The sequence below is a fragment of the Pseudomonas sp. IPO3747 genome (genome assembly GCF_013385245.1).
Lineage (GTDB): Bacteria > Pseudomonadota > Gammaproteobacteria > Pseudomonadales > Pseudomonadaceae > Aquipseudomonas > Aquipseudomonas edaphica.
Window position 1 is genome coordinate 360,799 of the sequence record NZ_JACAQL010000022.1, and the last position, 20,403, is coordinate 381,201.

The window sequence follows — 20,403 nt, forward strand, 5'->3', positions numbered from 1 at the left end:
AAGCGCAAAACGAAGAAATTCGCCCTGCGCGCCCGAAAATGATTACCCGATCACGCCGACGCTCCACGCCCACATTTGACCGGGTCGAGCCAATAGCCTTCAGCCGCGCTCACGCGGGATCAGGCTCTGCAGTTGCGTGGCCAGGAAGTTGGCATCGAAGGCAAAGGTGTCCGGGTCTTTCAAACCATTGGTTTTCTTCCACAGCCAATCGTTTTTATCGGCCGGCAACACCAGCGACACACTGCCGTGCCGAGCAGCGGTAAGGCCCATCACCGACACCGATATCAAACCACCGGCCCCCATCACTTCCGGGACAAACTCCACGGGCTTGCCGGTGATATGCACGGTGAGTTTTTCGGTCTTGAAGGTCGAACTCTCGGCCGGCAGGCCCGGGCCGCTGGCGACGTAGGCTTCACGCTGAACCTCGAGCAAACCAACGCGCTTGACCGGTTCCAGCCACTGTTCGATCTGCCCGAACAACTCACCGAGCTTTTGTGCCCAGCGCGCTGACTGCAGGTCAAATTGCTGTTTTTTATGCGCTTCGCTGTCGGCGTAATGACGAAGCATCTCGCCCAGTTGCTGTACATCGTCCATTGCCATTTTCCTTGGGTTAACCAGGTTGCGAGCGGTGATCATGGCAGATGCGGCGGCTGACCGTTTGATTAACGCCTGCGCAACTGCACCGGTAATTTCGCCGGCAACTGCGTATGACTAATCCGTGGCCTGTGGGTAAGGTGAGGTAACATTTCTGTTCCGGAGCATCGCATGCGCACCATCGGCCTTATCGGCGGCATGAGCTGGGAGTCCAGCGCCGAGTATTACCGCATCATCAACCAGCGGGTGCGCGACCAGCTCGGGCCGCTGCGCTCGGCGCAACTGTTGATGTACAGCGTGGACTTCGGTCCGGTGGAACAAGCCCAGCACGCCGGGCGCTGGGATGACACCGCGCTGATCCTCGAAGACGCCGCGCGCCGCCTGCAAGCGGGTGGCGCCGACTGTGTGGTGCTGTGTACCAACACCATGCATTTGGTGGCGCCGCGTATCGAGGCGGCCGTATCGATTCCGTTCCTGCATATTGCCGATGCAGCGGGAGCGGCAGCGGTCGAAGCCGGCACCCTGACGGTCGGCCTGCTGGGCACCGCGTTCACCATGGAGCAGGACTTTCTCAAGGCCCGCCTGGCCGCGCAGGGCTTGACCGTACTCGTGCCCGACGCGCACGAGCGCGAGGCCGTGCACCGGATCATTTATGAGGAGTTGTGTGTCGGGGTGATCAGCGAGGCTTCGCGCCAGGTTTATCAACGCGTGATCGAGTCATTGGCGGCACAGGGTGCCCAGGCGATCATTCTTGGCTGTACGGAAATCGGCCTGCTGATCAAGCCACAACACAGCCACCTGCCGTTGCTGGACACCACCGAGCTGCATGCGCAGGCTGCGGTGGCGTTTGCACTGGCGGATTAGGCCGATTGGCGCAGGCGCGCCATGCTGACGGTGTCGACAAACTTGCCATCACGCAAAGCGTAATCGCGCAACAGGCCTTCGACTTCGAAGCCGAACTTTCGGTACAGGCCTTGCGCGGCTTGATTGTCGGCGTACACCGTGAGTTCCACGCGGTGCAGGTTCATCCAGTTATCCGCCACGTCCAGCGCGGCCGCCAACAACCTGGAACCCACACCCTTGCCCTGCCAGGCCGTGGCCACGCCCATGCCGAACGAGCCGACATGGCTGCGCCGCACCCGCAGGGTCTGCTCCAGGCCAAGCTGGCCGATGACCTCGCCGCCATGCACCGCCACCAGCTGTAGCCGCCGCTCATTATCCAACGCCAGCTTGTTGCGCCAGGCCTCCACCGATTGGTAAGGCATTTGCAGCACCTGACGGCACACGGCCGGTTCGTTATAGAGCGCAGCGACGCCTTCGAGGTGGGCTTCGGTAAAGCGCTGGATCACGATATGGGGTTCACGTGTGTGCATTGCGTTTCATCCTATGAAAGACAAGTGGCCGGCCAGTGTAGGGGCCGAGGCTGCATGCTGGCTAGGGTGGGAGCCGGGCTTGCCCGCGATGCAGGCAACTCGGTCGGTCTGTTACGCCGAGTTACGCGGTCAAAATGTGGGAGCTGGCTTGTTAACTGCGCTGGCTGAACGCTGTGCGCCATACCCGCGCTATGTCCACCGCGCGCTCGCGCAACAGACGCGGCGCCTCGCTGCACGCCTGTTCCAGGCTCATTGGGCCTGATGGCAAGGCGAAGGCGGCGTCCACACCATGGGCGTACATTTGCTCATAGCCTTCGCCCAAGGTGCCGGCAATCACGATGACCGGTACGCCATGACGTTGAGCAATCCGTGCCACACCAAAAGGTGTTTTGCCGCGCAAGGTCTGGGCGTCGAAGCGGCCTTCGCCAGTGATGACCAGGTCCGCACCACGCACGGCCGAGTCCAGGCCGACCAGCTCGGCGACCACCTCCACGCCCGCACGAAACTGTGCGCCGAGAAAGGCCTTGGCGGCAAACCCCAAACCGCCTGCCGCGCCGCTGCCCGGTTCATCGCGCACGTCTTTGGGCAGCACTTGGGCGCAGTGATCGGCAAAGTGCCCAAGCGCCGCGTCAAGCTGTTCGACTTGCTGTGGATTGGCGCCTTTTTGTGGGCCGAAAATGGCAGAGGCGCCCTGCGGCCCGCACAGTGGATTGTTGACGTCGGCCGCGATTTCAAAACGCACCTGGGCCAAACGTGGGTCCAGTTGCTCCAGGCTGATCCGCGCCAGGCCTGCGAGAGCCAACCCGCCCGGTGCAAGTGCCTGGCCTTGGGCGTCAAGCAGCTGCACGCCAAGCGCCTGCATCGCACCCGCGCCGCCGTCGTTGGTGGCGCTGCCGCCAATCGCCAGGATGATGCGCTGCGCACCGGCATCCAGGGCGGCGCGGATCAGCTCGCCGGTGCCGAATGTGCTGCTGATGCAAGCATCACGCTGGCCCGTCGGTACACGTTGCAAGCCACTGGCTTCGGCCATTTCGATCATCGCGGTATGGCTGTCGGCAAGCCAGCCCCAGCGTGCCTCCACCGCCTCGCCCAGTGGCCCGCTCACCGTTTCGCGACGCAGCTCGCCATGGCAGGCGGCGAGAACCGAGTCCACCGTGCCTTCACCGCCGTCGGCCATCGGGCACTGGACTACCTGTGCATCCGGCCACACCTGCGCGAGGCCGTCGGCAATCGCCTGGGCTACGCCTTCGGCACTCAGGCTGTCCTTGAATGAGTCGGGGGCGATGATGATTTTCATGGGCTTTCTCCGGTTTTTATAACGCCCATGCTGCCAGTTGCCATCGACAATGACGCCGGTCCGATGCACAAGTGCGGGTGAGGTTTGTTGTTCATTGCGACAAAGCCTGGGGCAATAGCTGCACGCCAAGGTACAGCGCGAGCATGCCGTCAAGGGTCAGCGGGTCGACGCCGCTGAGTTCGGCAATGCGTTCCATGCGGTAACGCAGGCTGTTGCGATGAATGCCCAGGGCGTCGGCACAGGCCTGGCTTTGGCCATCGTGTTCACACCAGCTGCGCAAAGTAGCCAACAGCTGGCCGTTGGTGTCCCTGGCCAGGACTTTGCGCAAGGGGTTGAGCAGTTCGTCCAAGGCATCGTCGTTGCGATGACGCCAGAGCATCACCGGCAGGCGGTAGCGATTGAGGGTCAACAGCTGCGATTGCGGCAGGATATCGCGACCATAGGCCAGCAAATCCCCCACACGCCGGTAACAACGACGCAGCCCGGCGAGGCCATCGGCCTGCCCGCCGACGGCGACCCGCAAGATATTCCAGCCCAGACCCTGAAGCTTTTCCAGCAGCCTTGGGTTATCCACTTGAGCCAACGCAGGCCGGCACCACAACAACGAGAATTGTGCGGAACTCACGCACCAGCTATCCGGGTAACGGCTGGTCAGCCAGGCACTTAATGCCTCCGCCGATTGGCCTGCGCCCAACTCGAACAGGTAGGGCGTGCGGGCCAGCTGAGGCTTGAGCCCCAACTGCTGGGCTTCATCCACCAGGCGCGGCGAGTTACCGCTGTCGGCCAGCAGCAAGGCCAGCAGGTCATCACAGCGTTGGCGCCGCCATTGCTGCTCGGCTTGCTGATGGCGATGGCTCACCAGCATTTCGGCGGTCATGCGCACCAGTTGCGCGTAGGTGCGCAGCAACGCCGGCTCGCCGGTAATGCCCAGCACGCCGATCAGGCGCTGGTCGTGCATCAACGGCAAGTTGATACCGGGCTGCACGCCCTTCAGGTGTTTGGCGGTCTGGCCGTCGATTTCCACTACGCGACCATTGGCCAGCACTAACTGCGCGCCTTCATGGCGAGTGTTGATTCGCTCCGGCTCGCCACTGCCCAGAATCAGCCCCTGGCTGTCCATGACGTTGACGTTATAGGGCAGGATCGCCATGGTGCGATTGACGATATCCTGCGCCAGGTCATGATCGAGCTCGAACATGAGGCTAAGTTCCTTGAAAGGCGCGGTTGTTCATGGGGTGTTCATGCTGTTGTTCAGAGGCACAGCGCAAAGCCTGCTTGACTGTGCGCGGGCACAAAGACAGCACCCAGCAAGGTGGCCGAGACTCTTTGGGCGATCAACGTTACCCTCGCATCGCGAAAAATCATAATAAAGAGAGACTGCCATGTCACAGAGCGCCGCTGCCACACTGGCCACCGATGACGATAAAAACGCCATCTACAAGCGCATTACCCTGCGCCTGATCCCCTTCATTTTTATCTGCTACTTGTTCAACTACCTGGACCGGGTGAACGTTGGCTTTGCCAAGTTGCAGATGCTCGATGCGTTGAAATTCAGCGAGACCGTGTACGGCCTGGGGGCCGGGATCTTCTTTATCGGCTACGTGCTGTGTGGTGTACCGAGCAACCTGGCGCTGACCAGGTTCGGCCCTCGGCGCTGGATTGCACTGATGATGATCGTCTGGGGCACGCTTTCCACCTGCCTGCTGTTCGTCACCACTCCCAGCCACTTCTACGGCTTGCGCCTGTTGACCGGTGCCGCAGAAGCCGGGTTCTTCCCCGGCGTGGTGCTGTACCTCTCGCAGTGGTTCCCGACCTTTCGCCGTGGGCGGATCATGGCGTTGTTCATGTCGGCAATTCCGGTGTCCGGCCTGCTGGGCAGCCCATTTTCCGGCTGGATCCTCAACCACTTCGCCGCCGGCCAAGGCGGCCTTGCGGGCTGGCAGTGGATGTTCCTGCTGCAAGGCATTCCCACGGTGATCCTGGGCGCCCTCGCCTACTTCCTGCTCAGCGACAGCTTTGCCAACGCCAAGTGGCTCACGCCCCATGAACGTGCAGTGCTGGAAGCCGATCAGGCGACGGACTTGGCCAACAAACCGAAAACCACCACCGATTCGCTCGGCGAAGTGTTCAAGAACCCGGCGATCTGGGCGTTCGGCCTGATCTACTTCTGTATCCAGAGCGGCGTGTACGCCATCAACTTCTGGCTGCCATCCATCATCAAGAACCTGGGCTTCAGCGATAACCTGGTGATTGGCTGGCTGAGTGCGATTCCGTACCTGCTGGCCGCCGTGTTCATGCTGTTGGTGGGCCGCTCCGCCGACTTGCGCAAGGAACGTCGCTGGCACTTGGTGGTGCCGATGTTGATGGGTGCGATTGGCTTGGTGATTGCGGTGAACTTCGCCACCACCCCGGCGCTTGCGATTCTCGGCCTGACCATCGCCACCATGGGTGCCCTTACCGGCCTGCCGATGTTCTGGCCGGTACCCACTGCCCTGCTCAGCGCGGGTGCGGCGGCTGGCGGCCTGGCGCTGATCAACTCCATGGGGCAGATGGCAGGGTTCTTGAGCCCGTATATCGTCGGCTTTGTGAAGGATGCCACCGGGTCCACGGACATGGCGCTGTACCTGCTGGCGGCGGTGATTGTGGCCGGCAGTGTGTTGGCGTTGCGCATGACCCGTACCTTGAAGGTATAACGCAGTCTCTTTGAGGGCTGGCTTGCCTGGAATGCGCGTCGGTATCTAGGTAAGTCTTGGCCTCGGCTGGGCCGCTCTATCGCAAGAGCGGGAGGCATAACCGTTATTGGGGTGATGGCGCAACTCTACGCCGCGGTTACCCCAATACCAGTTATGCACCTCGCCCAACCGCCCACCAGCGCGGCAACAACTGCCGCACACGGGCCTCGCCAAAGCGGTCATCGATCAACATCACCACGCCTTGGTCCTGCTGGCTGCGGATCACCCGTCCCGCCGCCTGTACGACCTTCTGGATACCCGGATACAAATAGGTGTAGTCATAGCCCGCGCCGAAAATCGCGCCCATGCGCGCTTTCATTTGCTCGTTGACCGGGTTCAGTTGCGGCAAGCCCAGTGTGGCGATAAAAGCGCCGATCAAGCGCGTGCCGGGCAAATCGATGCCTTCGCCAAACGCGCCGCCCAGCACGGCAAAGCCAATGCCCCGGCTGTGCTGGGTGAACTGGTCCAGAAACCCTTGGCGTTCGGCTTCGGCCATGCCGCGTGACTGCAGCCACAGCACAATCTGCGGGTGCCGCTCGGCCATCAACTGCGCCACTTGTTGCAGGTAATCAAAACTTGAGAAAAACGCCAGGTAGTTGCCCGGTTGCGTGGCAAATTGCTCGGCAATCAGCTCGACAATCGGCGCCAAGGAGGCTTGGCGATGCACAAAACGCGTGGAGATCGCATCGACGATGCGCACCTGCAGTTGCTCGGCCTGGAACGGTGATTCCACATCGACCCACGCAGTATCGGCAGGCAGTCCGAGCAAGTCGGCGTAATAGTGGCGCGGGCTCAGGGTGGCGGAGAACAGCACGCTGCTGCGGGCGGCGGTCAGCCTGGGGCGGATGAATTCGGCGGGCACCACGTTGCGCAGGCACAGGGTCGAGGCGCTGCGCTTGCCGAACTGGCGCTGGCTGATATCGAAGATGAAGTGTTCATTGAACAGCTCCGCCACCTTGGCAAACTGCAACGCCTCGAAATAGAAGGTTTGCAGGTCGCCGCTGAGGGCCTCGGGGTGGTCGTTGAAGTAATCGCCCATGGCGCTGGTGCACAGGCTTAAGGCCTGCAGCAGCTTGTCGGGTTTGCTGGCGTAGGCCTGGTACGGTGCGACTTGGTCCTTGTGCACGGCATTCCATTCGCGGTTCAGGCGCTGCAACGGTTTTTTCAACGGCTCAGGCGCGCTGTCGCGCAGGGTCTTGAGGCTGTACTGATCAAGGCTGGCGCTGTACATCGAGCGGGCGCGCTCCACCAGGTTGTGGGCTTCGTCCACCAGCACGGCGGCGCGCCATTGGTTCAACTGGGCCAGGCCGAACAGCATGGCGCCGAAGTCGAAATAGTAGTTGTAGTCGGCGACCACCAGGTCGGCCCAGCGCGCCATTTCCTGGCTCAGGTAATACGGGCAGACGTCATGGGCCAACGCCACCTCGCGCAGGTTGCGCTGGTCCAACAGGCGCACCTTGGACGCCGCCACGCGTGCCGCCGGCAAGCGATCATAAAAGCCCTTGGCCAACGGGCAGGAATCACCGTGACAGGCTTTGTCCAGGTGCTCGCAGGCCTTGTCACGCGCCACCAGTTCGAGCACGCGCAGCGGCAAATCGGGGCTGCTGGTGTAGAGCACGTGCGCGGCGTCGAGGGCCAACTTGCGCCCGGGTGTCTTGGCGGTCAGGAAAAACACCTTGTCCAGTTGCTGCGGCGCCAGCGCCTTGAGCAGCGGGAAGATCGTGCCGACGGTCTTGCCAATGCCGGTAGGCGCCTGGGCCATCAGGCAGCGGCCGGTGCTGACGGCCTTGTAGACCGACTCGGCCAACGCACGCTGGCCGGTGCGAAACTGCGCATGGGGAAACGCCAGCGCCCGCGCGGCGTCGTTGCGCGCCGCGCGGTGCTGCATTTCCTGGCGTGCCCAGCCGAGGAACAGCGCACATTGCTGGTTAAAGAACTGCTCAAGGTCGGCCGCTTGAAAGCGCTGGTTCAGCAAGGTTTCACCTTCGCCAACAATATCGAAGTACACCAACGCCAGGTCGATTTCCTGCAGGCCGAGTTTGTGGCACATCAGCCAGCCGTACACCTTGACCTGCGCCCAATGCAATTGGCGATGGTTGGCGGGTTGCGCGTCGAGGTCGCCGCGATAGGTTTTGACTTCTTCCAGGCGATTGCTGTCCGGGTCGTAGCCGTCTGCCCTGCCCCGCACTTTGAGCTGCTGGTATTCGCCTTCCAGGGCTACTTCATTCTGGTAATGGGCACTGCGTCGTGAGGCCACCGTGCGATGGCCGATAATGCCTTCCTGGGCGCTGGGCGACGGCGTAAAGCGCAGGTCCAGGTCGCCGACCTTGGCCGTGAACTCGCACAGCGCGCGCACCGCAACGCTGTAGCTCAAGCGGTTTGCGCCCAGCGCACATAACAGACAGTCACCGGCATCTGGTATTCGCCGCAGAACTCCAGCCAGCGCAGTTGGTTGTCCTGCAGTCGGTCACCAGGGCCTTTGACTTCGATCATGCGGTAGGTCTTTTGCGCCGGCCAGAACTGGATCAGGTCCGGCATGCCGGCGCGGTTGGCGCGGATATCCAGCAGCAGGCGTTCAAACCAGTAACGCAGGTGTTCGGCCGGCAGGCACGTCAGGGCTTGCTCCAGCAGCTCTTCGCTGAGCAGGTTCCAGAACACGAACGGCGACTGGATGCCCCATTTGTCCACGTAGCGCTGGCGGATGGTGGTTTTGTAACGCTCATCCGTAAGCTGTTCGAAGCACGCGGCGAACAACACAGCCCGACGTTGATGAAAGTCTTCGCTGTGCAGGTCCACCGGCCCACGCTGGAACGGGTGGAAAAACGAACCCGGCAGCGGCGCGAAAATCGCCTCCCAGCACAACAGCCCGAACAGCGAATTGATCAGCCCGTTTTCGACGTAATGCACCGGCGCATCGGGCGCGCTCAGGTGCGCCTGCACGCAGGATTCCACCGACATCAGCGGCGCCTGCACCAGCGCCAGGTCCAGGCGCGTGACTTCACGTGGCTTGACCTTGGGCAGCGCCGGTTCACCGAGCTTGCGCCGCAGGCGTGGCAGCACGCGCAGCAGGTGCTGCTGTTCGGCAGCGCTTTGCGGTGCTTGCTGCGCCGCGCACGCCAGGGCCATGGCTTGAGCGTAATCCTCCTGGCGTTCGAGCACGCGAATCAACCGCGAGCGCGCGCCGGGATAGGCGCAATCACGGTAAATCTGCGCCGCCAATTCCAGCTCGGCACTGCGTTCGCAATAGTGGCCGATCTGGAACAGCAATTTAGCCCGACGTTTTTCCAGCCAGGGGTTATCGGTGGCAAGCAGCACGATCTGCGCCAGTACCTCGTCCAGCGCCTGGCCGGCTTCGAAGGCCTGCTGGCATTGGTGCAGGAACAGAAAACCGTGCACATCGTCACGGCTGCGCAGGCCACGGGATTCGGCGCAGAACTCGACTTTTTCGTAGGTGTAGATGCCCAGGTCAGCCAGCACGAACTCCGACCAATCCTGGTGCAGGTTGCCGAAGAACATCAGCCGCAGGCGGTCGCACAGGTCCATCACGGTGAGGCTGTAGAGCGTGTCGCTCAGTTCGGGGCACCACAGGGCAAAGCTGCGTGACTCAGTGAACTGCGCCGCCAGCCCTTCCAGCCAGTCGGCCTTTTTGCCTTTGGGCTGGTCAATCCACGGCGCGAAGGCGGCGAGGATTTCGCCTTTTTGCAGCAGTGCGAACAGCTCATCAAAACCCAGTTGGCTCTGCTGAGCCACCCAGCCCTGCTGCACCAGTGCAAGCGCCGCCGCGTGAGTGCAGCCAATTTCGAGGTAATTGAGTTTGCTCGCACGAAAATGCGCGCCCTTGCGCATCACCATGCGCACCAATAACGCCTGGGACGGCTGCGGTAACCTGTCAAATTGCTGAATAAACTGCATTTCATCCGGGTCGAGCAAATCGGCATAACGCTGCCCCAGCCACAGCAGGACTTGGCGGAAGTTATGCAGGTAATACAAGGGATCGTCGAGGGGATTGGCCATGTCGCGCACTGATCAAATACTGGTTATGCATACAGAGTGCCGCCAGCGGCGGGCTGTTGCAATCAGTAATAGATAAATGGCCCACGCAACTTTTTGTATAAAAGTGATCAGATAGGACAGTTGATGGCGTAACATTTGTGGCCCGAAGCCTTAGGCGCGGGACTTTTCAGGGTTAAAGGTAAGGGTAATGAACATGAAGAATTTGGGTCTGCCGCTGGTTGCACTCACTTTTCTGCTAATGGCCGGTTGCTCCACGCAAACCGTGGTGACATTGCAAAATGGCACGCAGTATTTGACCAAGGACACCCCCAAGACCAAGACAGCCGATGGGTTCTATGAATTCACCGACATCGCCGGCAAGCACATCCGCATCAAGGCTGATGACGTTGCGACGGTACGCAGCGAAAAGTGAAAGCAATCGCCTGAACATAAAAAGCCCCGCAATGCGGGGCTTTTTGTTTGATGATCGTTCCCACGCTCCGCGTGGAAATACAGCCCAGGACGCTCCGCGTCCCAAAGCGTGACGCAGAGCATGGGAACGATCAGTACCGGTAGTACGGGTGGTAATACGGGTGATAGTAGGGATGGTAGTAATACGAGTGGTAGTACGGCCGGTAGCAGCATGGGCCAGGATAGGCCGGGTACACCGCGCACCCGCCCAAGCCCAGTAGCACCAAGGCGCACAGCAGCAATCGAAGTCGGGACATGTTCGGTTCCTCACATGACGCGCGAAACAGCTCGCGGGTAGTGATTAAACGCGTGAGGCCTGCCGGACCCGTCGCAGCGTTGCGCCGCTGGTCGGTGAAGATTTATTTACCGAAGGATTTTCGCCAACCCGGCGTTCAACCGATAAGCCGCCTTCATCTTCGAAGGCGGTAGAACGGAGAAAGACGGCCATGGCACTCATGTCCCGGACGGTACGCGCGCTGTTACTCATCCCCCTGAGCCTGGCGGCGCTGGCCAGCGCGCCGGCGTTTGCCGATACCATCATCATTCGTCAGCCGCCGCGGGTCATCGTGGTTGCTCCCCCGCCGCCGCCGGTTTATTACGGGCATTGGGGTTACGCCCCACGGCCTTATTACTACCCACATCATGTTTACAGCTATGGCTACGGCTACCCCCACCGGCCGTATTGGGGCGGTGGCTGGCGGGGGCAACACTGGCACTGATCAGCCGATGCTGACGCCATCCGCCCACAGGCCGCCGTGCCCGACGCCGACCAGGGTCACCGAGTCGGCGCCAAAGGTCAGCACCGTGTCTGCGCCGACCACTTTGGCATGGTCGCGCAGGTCGGTGCTGCCCTCCACATTCTGGAACACCAGCTTGTCCGTGGTTTGGTAGCCAATCACCCGATCATTGCCAAAATGGCCGCTGAACAGGAAGGTGTTATGCCCGCTGTTGTCGCGGATTGTGTCATTGCCTTTGCCACCTTCGATAAAGTCTGCGCCCTTGCCGCCCTGGATCAGGTCATTGCCGTGGCTGCCGATAATGAAGGTGTTGCCCTTGTGCGGTTCGGCATTGCGGTTAAGGTCCTGCACCCAGGTGGTAGCCCGCGCCGGGTCAGACAGGTTGGCGACAATCACTGTGGAGTCGCGGGTCATCTGGTCGTAGAAGCCGGACTCGAGGATGCGCGTCATGCCGTCGCCATAACCGGTGGGCAAATGTGAGACCCAGGTCGGCAGGTTGACGATCGAAAACGGCAGGATATTCCACAACGTCGAGGCGTAGTGGTCGTTGAAGCTGACGATATTGTCGGTGGTCGACTCGTGGGGTTTGTCGTGCACGCCCAGGGACGACAGGTTGAAGGATGAGCCGTCGAGCGCGCGGAACACCGGGTCGTTTTCGTAGCCGATATTGAGCACTTTATCGCCCGCGCTCTGGGTCGGTGAGGCATAGGCCACGTAGTTGGCGTCCTTGTAGAACCCCGACCATTTGTTGTTGCTTAAATCTGCCATGCTGTTGACCGCCAGCCCGCCCAGGCTGTGGCCGCTGACGACCACGTCCTTGCCGCTCAGGCCATGGGCGCCGGCATAGTCGGCGACATTCTTGAGCAAGCCGCCAAAGGCTTCGCCCGCATAGTTCTTTGCATAATCCTTGGGGCCGAAGGCCGCCAGCAGGTCGCTGATTACGTCGCCGATGGAGTCTGTGATCAAGCTTTCCCGTGGCCCCGACGTGCCGCGGAAGCCGATGCCGATTTCGAGCAGTTTGCCGGCGTCATCGTACTTGCCCAGCACCTCGACCTGGGCCGTGGTGTAACCGGCCTTTTCGCCAAAGAAGGTGCCGCGCCCATCGACCTTGCCGCCATAGCCCAGGTCACTGGCGCTGATAGGCGTCCAGCCGGCTTTTTGCACCGCATCAAGCGCGGCCTTTTCCGAGTCGGGGTTCCAGGGAATCCCCGGGATCACCCCTTGCGAATTAGTACTGCCCAGCAACGCCCCCACCAGCGTGGCCGGCAAGCCAAGCCCCAGGCCGTTGTGCTGGTAACCCACGGCAAAGCCGTTGTCCAGGTTGTGGTAGGAATACAGCGTGATCGCCATGGCATCGGCGAACAGTGTTTTGGAGCCCTCGGTGCCGAGGTTTTTATAGTCAAAGATACCCATGGTAGTGCCTCTCTGTTGTTGGATTTGTAGAGAAAGCGAAAACACGTGTGGCCCTCGTAGTGAGTGAGCCTATGTGGGAGCTGGCTTGCCTGCGATAACCTCACCTCGGTACAACTGACCGACCGAGGTGTCTGCATCGCGGGCAAGCCCGGCTCCCACATAAGCCCAAACCCATACAAGGTGTGAAGCCTTTTAGAACGCCCAGTCGAGGCTCAACCCCACCCCGTGGACCTTGTCCTTGCTGGCCAACAGGCCGTTGTAATCAAAATTGACCCGCGCATCCTTGCTCAGCGCCAGGCTGACCCGCGCACCGACCAACGCGGCGTCGCGCACCATCGGCGCACTTTCCACTGCGAACGCAGGGCCGCCCGAGGCGAACGCCAGGTGCTGCTCGGAATCGGTGCTGCTCAGGTTGTGCTGCCAGCCCAGGGTGCCGGACACTTCCAGTTGCTGGTGATCGTTCACGTTAAAGGTCTTCAAGGCGCGCACGCCCAGGGTGCTCAGCACCACATCGCGGGTGTCGTCATGGCCTTTGAGCGCGGCGGCGTCACCCTTTTCGGTGAACCCATCAGTGTCCAGATGCACATAGGCCAGGTTGGCGAATGGCTCCAGGGCCAGCGGTTGCAGGTTGACGCGGTAAGCCGCCTCACCAAACACCTGGGTGCTGCTCGCGTCCACTTTGACCTTCTGCTTGCCGGCCACATCACCGTATTGCAGGTCACGCTTCACATCGGCGCGATGCCAGCTGTAGGTCGCCCCACCGCTCAGGCGCAAGGCACCGATTTCATGCCCGGCATAGGCACCGAAGTGGTAGCTGTCGACCGAGGCACGGGAATGGGTGTCGTTGCCCATGTTCAAGGAGGTGTCACTGTAGCCAGCGACCAAACCGATACGCGTCGAGTCATCCAGTGCGCCATCCACACCGGCGAGCATGCCGCCCAGCGACGTGGTGTAGCCCGCGGTGTCGCTGCGGCTGTCGGTCTTGCCCCACGCGCCCAAGGCCTTGACCCACACGTTGCCACGGCTGTCGATGGTTTCGCTGCTGGCGCCCATCTCGCCATTGCGCAGGCGTTCGCCAACGGCTTCGCGCACGTAACGGCTGTCGTTGATTAACGCACTTTGCAGCGCCGGGTAGATTTCGCCGGAGAGCTGCTGGAACGCGCCTTGGGCCGAGGCCGCATTGGGCGCCAGCAACAGGCTTTCATACACCGCATTGCCGGCGCCCAATTGGTCCGCCGCCGCCGCGACCGCACGCTGGTTCGGCGTGACCGCCACACTGGCGAAGCTGTTGGTGCGTGCCACGTCCAGTTGCACGCCGTTGGCGGCATAGTTCAGCGTGCCGCCGATAAACAGGTAATTCGGCAGCACCGCGCCGAAGCTGCCGGTAATACCGCCTGCGGCTTGCAGGATGTTGTACTGGCGGCCAATCAGGCTTTGCGCCTGTGCGTTGGTTAGCAGCGTCGGGCTGTTCTCCAGGGCCAGGGTCACGGTACCGCCATTGAGCGTGGCGGTGCCGCCGGCCACAATGCGGTCGCTGCTGGTGGGCGACAGCTCAACCGCGTAGGTCGAACCCGCATCAAAGGTGACATTGCCTGCCACATTCAAGGTGCCGATGGAGTTGCCCGGCGCCACGGTGCCGCCGCTTTTGGCAGTCAGCGAGCCGATACGGCCCGAGCCACCGAGCACGCCGGCCTGGCTGACGGTAACGTCGGAAGTGACCGAGCCATTAATCGCCAGCAAGCCCTGGTTGACCAGGGTCGGCCCGCTGTAGGTGTTGGTGCCGCTCAGCACCAACGTACCGATGCCTTGCTTGGTCAGGCCGCCATGGCCGGAAATGTCATTGCTCCACACATCCAGGCCGCAATGCACGTCGGTGCACAGACGCTGGGTCGGTTTACCGGCATCCACCACCGCACCAATGCCTGGCAGGTCGGCGACAAACTGGCTGCTGCCATAGGCGCCATCGATACGGAACTCAGCAGGAATATCCTCAGCGGTCACGAACATCCCTGGCCCGTTGACTGCTTTGCCCAGGTTGATCATGCCCCAGCCATACAGCGCGTCGATGCCCGGCGCGCCAAGGTCGGTGGCGGTGGTTTTGAGCACGGTGGCGACCTGCTCGCCGCTCATGTACGGGAAGCGCTCCATCAGCACCGCCGCTGCGCCGGCCACATGGGGCGCAGCCATGGAGGTGCCGTTTTTGTTGGCCCAGTCGGTGGTCAGGTTGCTCAGGTCGGTGCCGTTGATGATCGAACTGAAGATTTTGGTACCGGGTGCCGACACACAGAAGCTCGCCGCATAACCGCAACGTGACGAGAAGGTGCTGATCACATACGGGTTGGCACTCGCGGTGTCCGGGTTTTGCTGCAAGGCGGCTACCGACAGCCAGTTCGGTGCAATTTCCGGCACAAAGTACGCAAGACCCGACATCGCGTCCGGGTTGTTGCGGTTGTAGTCGTTACCGGCGGCAAAGATGGTCAGCACGCCGCTGCGGGCCGCATCGATTGCGCCTTGGTAGGCGCCGCCGGCAAGCGTGCCGAGGATCGGCCGGATGTTGTTGAACTGCGCCTGGGCTTCATTGACCGTGAAGTTGGGGTACGCCGGATCGCGGCCGCCCTTGGCGTATTGATCGCCAATGCCGATGCCCCAGCTGTTGTTGATGATGCGTGCGCCGCTGGCCACCAGCCCATCCCAACCGGCCTTGTACACCGCGCCGTCGTTGCCGAGGATGATCCCGTCTTCCGGGCCTGGGTCGCCGTTTTCGGCGCTGAGGATCTGCGCATTGAACGCCACGCCATGCATCGGCCCGCCGTCACGGTCACCGGCGGCAATCCCGCCGACGTGGGTGCCGTGGTTACCCAGCTTGCCGTTGGAGTCCTTGGACGGCGTGCCGTCATAGCGGAACGCATCGCCGGCCTTCACCGGGATATACGGGTCGGTGTATTGGCGGATGCCCTCGGTGACAATCGTCACCACCTTGTTGGGGCTGGCGAACTCCGGGTGCTGCGCATACACCGGCTGGTCAAAGATGCCCAGCTTGACGCCTTTGCCGGTGTAGCCGGCGGCATACGCAGTGTCTGAATGGATGGCGCCCAGCCCCCAATCGGCCTTGAACTCGTTGCTGCGCCAACTGGCGGCATCGCCCAGTTTGCCGGTTTCCACATAGGGTGCGGCCTGGGCAGTCCCCAGACTTGCCAGGCAGCACAGCAGCGCGCCGTATGGCACGCAGCTCAAAGCCTTGAGCGGGTAGCCCGGGCCTGTGTGAGTGGCGGTATTTAACCCTGGTTTGCGTTTGTTCACGGTGACCTTCCTTAGTTTTCTTATTGCACTTTTTTGGAAATCCAACCTGATCGTTCCCACGCTCCGCGTGGGAATGCAGCCCAGGACGCTCTGCGTCCAAAGTGTGACGCAGAGCGTCACAAGAGGCATTCCCACGCAAAGCGTGGGAACGATCATCGCTGCGGCGTGTTTAGAACTGCCAGTTAAGGCTCAGCCCCACGCCTTGGGTTTTCGCACGTCCACCCAACTGGCCGTTGTAATCCAGGTTGACCCGCGTGGCCTTGCTCAGCGCCAGGCTGGCCTGCACACCGACCAGCGCGGCATCGCGCAACAACGGCGAACTGCGCACGGCAAAGGACGGCCCGCCGGCGACAAACGCCAAGTGTTCTTCGGATTCAACCGCCGTCAGGCTGTGCTGCCAGCCCAGCGAACCGGACAGTTCGAGCTGCTGATGGTCATTCAGAGGCAGGGTTTTCAAGGCCCGCACACCGAGGGTGCTGAGCACCGCATCGCGCCGATCACTGCCACGTTCCAGCGCCGCCGCAGCGCCTTTTTCATGAAAGGAATCACTGTCCAGATGTACATAGGCCAGGTTGGCGAACGGCTCCAGCGCCAGCGGTTGCAGGTGAATGCGGTACGCAGCTTCAGTGAACAACTGCGCCGTGCGCGCATCCAGCTTGGTCTTTTGCTTGCCGCTGACTTCGCCGTACTGCAGGTCACGCTTTACGTCGCCGCGATGCCAGCTGTAGGCACCACCCACGCTGACGCGCCAGTCGCCCAGTTCACGCCCGGCATACGCGCCGAAGTGGTAACTGTCGATGGACGCCGACGAATGCGTGCCACTGCCCATGTTCAGCGAACTGTCGCTGTAGCCAGCGACCACACCCACGCGGGTCTGTTCATCCAGCGCGCCGTCCACACCGGCGAGCAAACCGCCAATCGAGGTGGTCGAGCCTGCCGTTTCGCTGCGGCTGTCGGTCTTGCCCCAGGCGCCAAGGGCCTTGATCCACAGGTTGCTTTCGCCGTTCACGGGCACATGGCGCAGGCGTTCACCTACAGCATCGCGCAGTTGCAGGCTGTCGTTGATCAGCATCGCGCCAATCGCCGGGTAGATCTCACCCGACAGTTGCTGCAAGCCCTGGCGGGCCGTGGCCACCGAGTCCGACTGCAACAGGCTTTCATACACCGGGTTGCCGGCGCCCAACTGCTCGGCCGCCGCCGCGACACTGCGCTGGTTACGCGTGGCGGCAACGCTGGCGAACGCCGCGTTGTTGCGCCCCACGTCCAACTGCACGCCGTTGGCGGCGTAATCGAGGGTGCCGCCGAGGAACAGGTAGTTCGGCAGCACCTGGCCAAACTGGCCCTGAACGCCGCCCGCCGCCTGGAGGATGGTGTATTGGCGGCCGATCAGGCTTTGCACTTGGCTCTGGCTGAGCAGTGTGGGGCTGTTTTCCAGCGCCAGGGTCACGGTGCCGCCGCCCAGCACGGCTTTGCCGCCTGCGACGATGCGGTCGCTGCTGGTGGGCGTGAGTTCCACCGCATAGGTGGAGCCTGCGCCCAGGTTCACATCACCGGCTACCTGCAAGGTGCCTACGGAATTACCCGGTGCCACGGTGCCGCCGCTGTTGACGCTCAAGGCGCCGATGCGCCCGGAGCCGCCGAGGGTGCCGCTGTTGTTGACGGTCACCGCCGAGGTCAGCGAACCGTTGACTGCCAGCAGGCCGCCATTGACGCTGGTGGCACCGCGATACGTGCTGTCGCCGCTGAGCACCAGGCTGCCGGCACCGGATTTGATCAGGCTGCCTTCATACACGCGGTTGGCTGCGGCCTGATCACGGGCAGTGCCAACGGCGTAATCGGTCTGGTCCTGCTGGCTGGCATTCGCGCCCACGCCGTTCTGCCAGCCCTTGTCGATCAGGGTTTGCTGCCAGGCACTGTGCTCGGCGCGGTCTTCGGCCTGGCGCTGAACCAAGGCCTGGTCGGAGATACCATTGCTCCACACATCGCCCTGCCCGGCCGCGAGGTTGACGTTCATGTTGCCAAGCAATTGCCCCGGGCCATGCATCGCTCGGCCAAGGTCCGGCACGCCCCAGCCGACGATGGTATTCGGTGCTTGAGTGACAGAGCCATCGAGTTGCGTGGCAGTGGTCAACAGTACCTGCAACGCCTGCTCATTGGTCATGTACGGGTAGCGCTCCATCACCAGCGCCAGCGCGCCGGTGGCATGCGGTGCCGACATCGAGGTGCCGGACTTGACCCCATAACCGCCATCGGGAATGGTGCTGTTGATCAGCGCGCCAGGCGTAGAGATGCACCAATATTTGGCGATTCCGCATTTGTTGTATTTCTGGTTATTGGCTTTATCCAGGCCGGACACCGCCAGCCAGTGGCCTTCCAGTTCCGGCTGGAAATACGGCAAGGCCGAGCGCACGCTGGCATTCGCATACCCGCTGTTGCCGGCGCTGAACACGTTGATCACCCCGGCCTTGGCCACATCCGCCGCGGCATCCAGCCAGGTGCCCTGGTTGTAATGCTGGGCATAGGCGGCGTGCAGGTCGCCGAGGGTCTGGTAGCTGACATCCTTGGGCTGGCTGCCCCAGCTGTTGTTGATGGCGCGCACGCCGGAATCCACCAGCGCGGTATACACCGCCTTGAAATACTTGGGGTCCGGGGTCGGGCCAAACAGGAAGCTGTCGTTGGCGTTGGTGTTGCCCACGTAGATTTGCGCGTTGTAGGCCACACCGTGCATGCCCACGCCATCACGGGCTGCGCCCATGGTGCCGGTGACATGGGTGCCGTGGGAATCATTGTTGGGGTTGAGTGCGCCGGTGGTGCTGAACGGCTTGCCATCGACGTAGGTGCCGCTGGCGGTGACAGCGTGGTAGCGGTCTTTGGAAGCTTCAGGGTGGTTGGGGTCAAAACCCGAATCCAGCGCGCCGACTTTGACCCCGCTGCCGGTGATACCGGCCGCATAGGCTTCATCCGCCTTCATGCGCCCCAGGCCCCAGTCGCTCTGGAATTCGGCGGAGCGCCAACTGGCGGGGTTTCCCGCTTGGCCGTTTTCGGTATAGGCCGCCTGTGCCGCAACGGACAACAGGAGTAACGAGCCTGCGGTAAACGGTTTGAAACGTGGTGAATGGGTAATCATCTAACCCCTCCTTATTCTTCTTATGGATGCTCATTTCACCGGGCCGAAAGCCTCATCGACTTTCGCCAGGTCGGTGTCGCGCAAGTTGCCCGCGTAGTAGTGCAATTTGGTCCAGGCCATCAGGTAGTCGTAACGCGCCTGCGCCAGGTCGCGACGGGTGCTGTACAGCTGCTGCTCGGCGTTCAGTGCGTCGAGGTTGACCCGCTCGCCACCGAGGATGCTTTGCTTGGTCGACACCACCAGCGCTTCGGCCGAGGTCAGTGCCTTTTGGTACGCACGCAATTTGCTCACCCCCGACAGGCACGCACTGAACTGGCGGCGCAGTTCGATCAGGGTTTCGCGGGTCTTGCCTTCCAGCTCGTACTCGGCCTGTTCCATGCCGCGGCTGGCCTGGCGAGTGGAGGCGGAGATCCCGCCACCGGCGTACAGCGGCAGGCTGACTTCGACACCGATGGTGTTGGTGTCGTAGCGCTGGTTGTAGGTGTTGCCGCTGTCGGACTCCTGTTTGCGCGAGCTGGCATACGCGGTGATCTTGGGCAAATGCCCGGCGCGGTTGCGCTCCACTTCATAACGCGCCACTTCCACGGCCTGGCGCTGGGACGCCAGCGTGGGGTTATTGCTCAGCGCCAGTTCATGCCAGGTGTCGTAGTTGGCCGGGGTCAGGGTGAAGGCAGCAAAGCTCTGGTTCAGCGGCGCCAGGTCGTGGATGTCGACGCTTTGCACGCCGATCAACGCCCCCAGTTCGCGCAACGACGCGTCCTGCTCGTCCAGCGCCTGGATCTCTTCGGCGGTGGCCAGCTCATAGCGCGACTCGGCTTCGAGAATGTCGGTGCGCGTGCCTTCGCCCTGCTGGAACAGGTGCTGGTTCTGCTGGAACTGCTGCTCGTAGGCCTTTTTCTTGGCGCGGGCGATGTCGATCTGGTCCTGGGCAAACAGCGCCTGGGTGTAATAGCTCAGCACCCGCACCAGCAACGCCTGGCTCTTGTCGCGAAAGCTTTCATCGGCGAACAGCGCCTGGGCCACGCCCTTGCGATAGTTGGCATAGGCTTCGTAGTCGAACAACGGCTGTTGCAAGCTGAAGGTCGAGCCATAGCTGTTGTAGTTGCGGTCGTCGCGATAACTGCCGCCGCGCCCGTCCGGCAGGTGCGCCTCGGAGTTGTTGCGGCCCTTGTTGTAGTTGTACGACAGCCGCGGCAGCAGCCCGGCACGGCCAATGGTGCGGTTCTCCAGGCCCGCGTCGCGCTCCTTGATGGCGCCCAGAAACACCGGATCGTTACGCAATGCCTGCTCGTACACATCAAACGGCCCCATGGCTGCCTGGGAAACGCCGCACACCAACATCAACGAAATGAACACAACGCGCATG

General features: G+C 62.1%; 15 protein-coding genes. 4 read left to right on the top strand and 11 right to left on the bottom strand.

The annotated features are described in order from the left end of the window. Positions 1-99 precede the first annotated feature (99 nt). Positions 100-594: a hypothetical protein gene (locus tag HX790_RS23145; RefSeq protein WP_169985987.1), complete on the bottom strand. Its 495-nt coding sequence runs from the start codon at positions 592-594 to the stop codon at positions 100-102. A 171-nt stretch (positions 595-765) separates the two neighbouring features. Here HX790_RS23145 and HX790_RS23150 point away from each other — a divergent pair, with 171 nt between their 5' ends. Further along, the gene (locus tag HX790_RS23150) at positions 766-1,458 is read left to right on the top strand and encodes an aspartate/glutamate racemase family protein (protein ID WP_099549783.1); all 693 of its coding nucleotides are present in this window, start codon (positions 766-768) and stop codon (positions 1,456-1,458) included. Here the strand turns inward: HX790_RS23150 and HX790_RS23155 are convergent. From HX790_RS23155 to HX790_RS23165, 3 genes are all read right to left on the bottom strand, one after another. Continuing rightward, the gene (locus HX790_RS23155) at positions 1,455-1,967 is read right to left on the bottom strand and encodes a GNAT family N-acetyltransferase (protein ID WP_176992230.1); all 513 of its coding nucleotides are present in this window, start codon (positions 1,965-1,967) and stop codon (positions 1,455-1,457) included. The two genes, HX790_RS23150 and HX790_RS23155, sit on opposite strands and share 4 nt — an antisense overlap. A 151-nt stretch (positions 1,968-2,118) precedes the next feature. Beyond that, the gene (locus tag HX790_RS23160) at positions 2,119-3,264 is read right to left on the bottom strand and encodes a glycerate kinase (protein ID WP_176992231.1); all 1,146 of its coding nucleotides are present in this window, start codon (positions 3,262-3,264) and stop codon (positions 2,119-2,121) included. 91 nt (positions 3,265-3,355) lie between these two features. Beyond that, entirely contained in the window at positions 3,356-4,462 is a 1,107-nt protein-coding gene (locus tag HX790_RS23165) for a sugar diacid recognition domain-containing protein (RefSeq protein ID WP_017135602.1), read from the bottom strand. 184 nt (positions 4,463-4,646) lie between these two features. On the opposite strand from HX790_RS23165, the gene HX790_RS23170 reads away from it, so the two are divergent. Next, positions 4,647-5,957 carry an MFS transporter gene (locus HX790_RS23170; protein WP_017135601.1) on the top strand — a complete coding sequence of 437 codons (1,311 nt, stop codon included), beginning with the start codon at positions 4,647-4,649 and terminating at the stop codon, positions 5,955-5,957. 151 nt (positions 5,958-6,108) lie between these two features. Here the strand turns inward: HX790_RS23170 and HX790_RS23175 are convergent, their stop codons facing one another. Both HX790_RS23175 and HX790_RS23180 read right to left on the bottom strand, forming a co-directional pair. Next, positions 6,109-8,370: an ATP-dependent DNA helicase gene (locus HX790_RS23175; RefSeq protein WP_170037160.1), complete on the bottom strand. Its 2,262-nt coding sequence runs from the start codon at positions 8,368-8,370 to the stop codon at positions 6,109-6,111. Then, complete coding sequence (locus HX790_RS23180) at positions 8,367-10,010, bottom strand: VRR-NUC domain-containing protein (protein WP_176992232.1); 1,644 nt, start codon at positions 10,008-10,010, stop codon at positions 8,367-8,369. Before HX790_RS23180 ends, HX790_RS23175 begins: the two co-directional genes overlap by 4 nt. Before the next feature lie 187 nt (positions 10,011-10,197). Here HX790_RS23180 and HX790_RS23185 point away from each other — a divergent pair, with 187 nt between their 5' ends. Then, positions 10,198-10,422, top strand: coding sequence for a YgdI/YgdR family lipoprotein (locus HX790_RS23185; RefSeq protein ID WP_017135598.1), 225 nt, complete (start codon positions 10,198-10,200; stop codon positions 10,420-10,422). Between the two features lie 130 nt (positions 10,423-10,552). Here the strand turns inward: HX790_RS23185 and HX790_RS23190 are convergent, their stop codons facing one another. Further along, positions 10,553-10,717, bottom strand: a complete 165-nt coding sequence (locus HX790_RS23190) for a hypothetical protein (protein WP_164487936.1) — start codon at positions 10,715-10,717, stop codon at positions 10,553-10,555. A 189-nt stretch (positions 10,718-10,906) separates the two neighbouring features. Between HX790_RS23190 and HX790_RS23195 the strand changes: the two genes are divergently transcribed. Further along, positions 10,907-11,179, top strand: a complete 273-nt coding sequence (locus HX790_RS23195) for a hypothetical protein (RefSeq protein ID WP_017135597.1) — start codon at positions 10,907-10,909, stop codon at positions 11,177-11,179. On the opposite strand, the gene HX790_RS23200 is transcribed toward HX790_RS23195, so the two are convergent. The 4 genes from HX790_RS23200 to HX790_RS23215 all read right to left on the bottom strand — a co-directional run bounded on the left by HX790_RS23200 (position 11,180) and on the right by HX790_RS23215 (position 20,402). After that, positions 11,180-12,610 carry a lipase gene (locus HX790_RS23200; RefSeq protein WP_176992233.1) on the bottom strand — a complete coding sequence of 477 codons (1,431 nt, stop codon included), beginning with the start codon at positions 12,608-12,610 and terminating at the stop codon, positions 11,180-11,182. Between the two features lie 192 nt (positions 12,611-12,802). Next, positions 12,803-15,910 (bottom strand): autotransporter serine protease, encoded by a 3,108-nt coding sequence (locus HX790_RS23205; protein WP_176992234.1) that lies wholly within the window; start codon positions 15,908-15,910, stop codon positions 12,803-12,805. Positions 15,911-16,079: 169 nt separating this feature from the next. Beyond that, positions 16,080-19,037, bottom strand: coding sequence for an autotransporter serine protease (locus tag HX790_RS23210; RefSeq protein WP_176992235.1), 2,958 nt, complete (start codon positions 19,035-19,037; stop codon positions 16,080-16,082). Positions 19,038-19,067: 30 nt separating this feature from the next. Continuing rightward, positions 19,068-20,402, bottom strand: a complete 1,335-nt coding sequence (locus tag HX790_RS23215; protein WP_017135593.1) for a TolC family outer membrane protein — start codon at positions 20,400-20,402, stop codon at positions 19,068-19,070. Between the last annotated feature and the right edge of the window lies 1 nt (position 20,403).

Coding starts and splice junctions, on each gene's coding strand:
- HX790_RS23145 (WP_169985987.1), bottom strand. CDS start 594: ATGGACGATGTACAGCAACTGGGCGAGATGCTTCGTCATTACGCCGAC.
- HX790_RS23165 (WP_017135602.1), bottom strand. CDS start 4,462: ATGTTCGAGCTCGATCATGACCTGGCGCAGGATATCGTCAATCGCACC.
- HX790_RS23155 (WP_176992230.1), bottom strand. CDS start 1,967: ATGCACACACGTGAACCCCATATCGTGATCCAGCGCTTTACCGAAGCC.
- HX790_RS23210 (WP_176992235.1), bottom strand. CDS start 19,037: ATGATTACCCATTCACCACGTTTCAAACCGTTTACCGCAGGCTCGTTA.
- HX790_RS23195 (WP_017135597.1), top strand. CDS start 10,907: ATGGCACTCATGTCCCGGACGGTACGCGCGCTGTTACTCATCCCCCTG.
- HX790_RS23215 (WP_017135593.1), bottom strand. CDS start 20,402: ATGCGCGTTGTGTTCATTTCGTTGATGTTGGTGTGCGGCGTTTCCCAG.
- HX790_RS23150 (WP_099549783.1), top strand. CDS start 766: ATGCGCACCATCGGCCTTATCGGCGGCATGAGCTGGGAGTCCAGCGCC.
- HX790_RS23180 (WP_176992232.1), bottom strand. CDS start 10,010: ATGGCCAATCCCCTCGACGATCCCTTGTATTACCTGCATAACTTCCGC.
- HX790_RS23190 (WP_164487936.1), bottom strand. CDS start 10,717: ATGTCCCGACTTCGATTGCTGCTGTGCGCCTTGGTGCTACTGGGCTTG.
- HX790_RS23185 (WP_017135598.1), top strand. CDS start 10,198: ATGAACATGAAGAATTTGGGTCTGCCGCTGGTTGCACTCACTTTTCTG.
- HX790_RS23170 (WP_017135601.1), top strand. CDS start 4,647: ATGTCACAGAGCGCCGCTGCCACACTGGCCACCGATGACGATAAAAAC.
- HX790_RS23200 (WP_176992233.1), bottom strand. CDS start 12,610: ATGGGTATCTTTGACTATAAAAACCTCGGCACCGAGGGCTCCAAAACA.
- HX790_RS23160 (WP_176992231.1), bottom strand. CDS start 3,264: ATGAAAATCATCATCGCCCCCGACTCATTCAAGGACAGCCTGAGTGCC.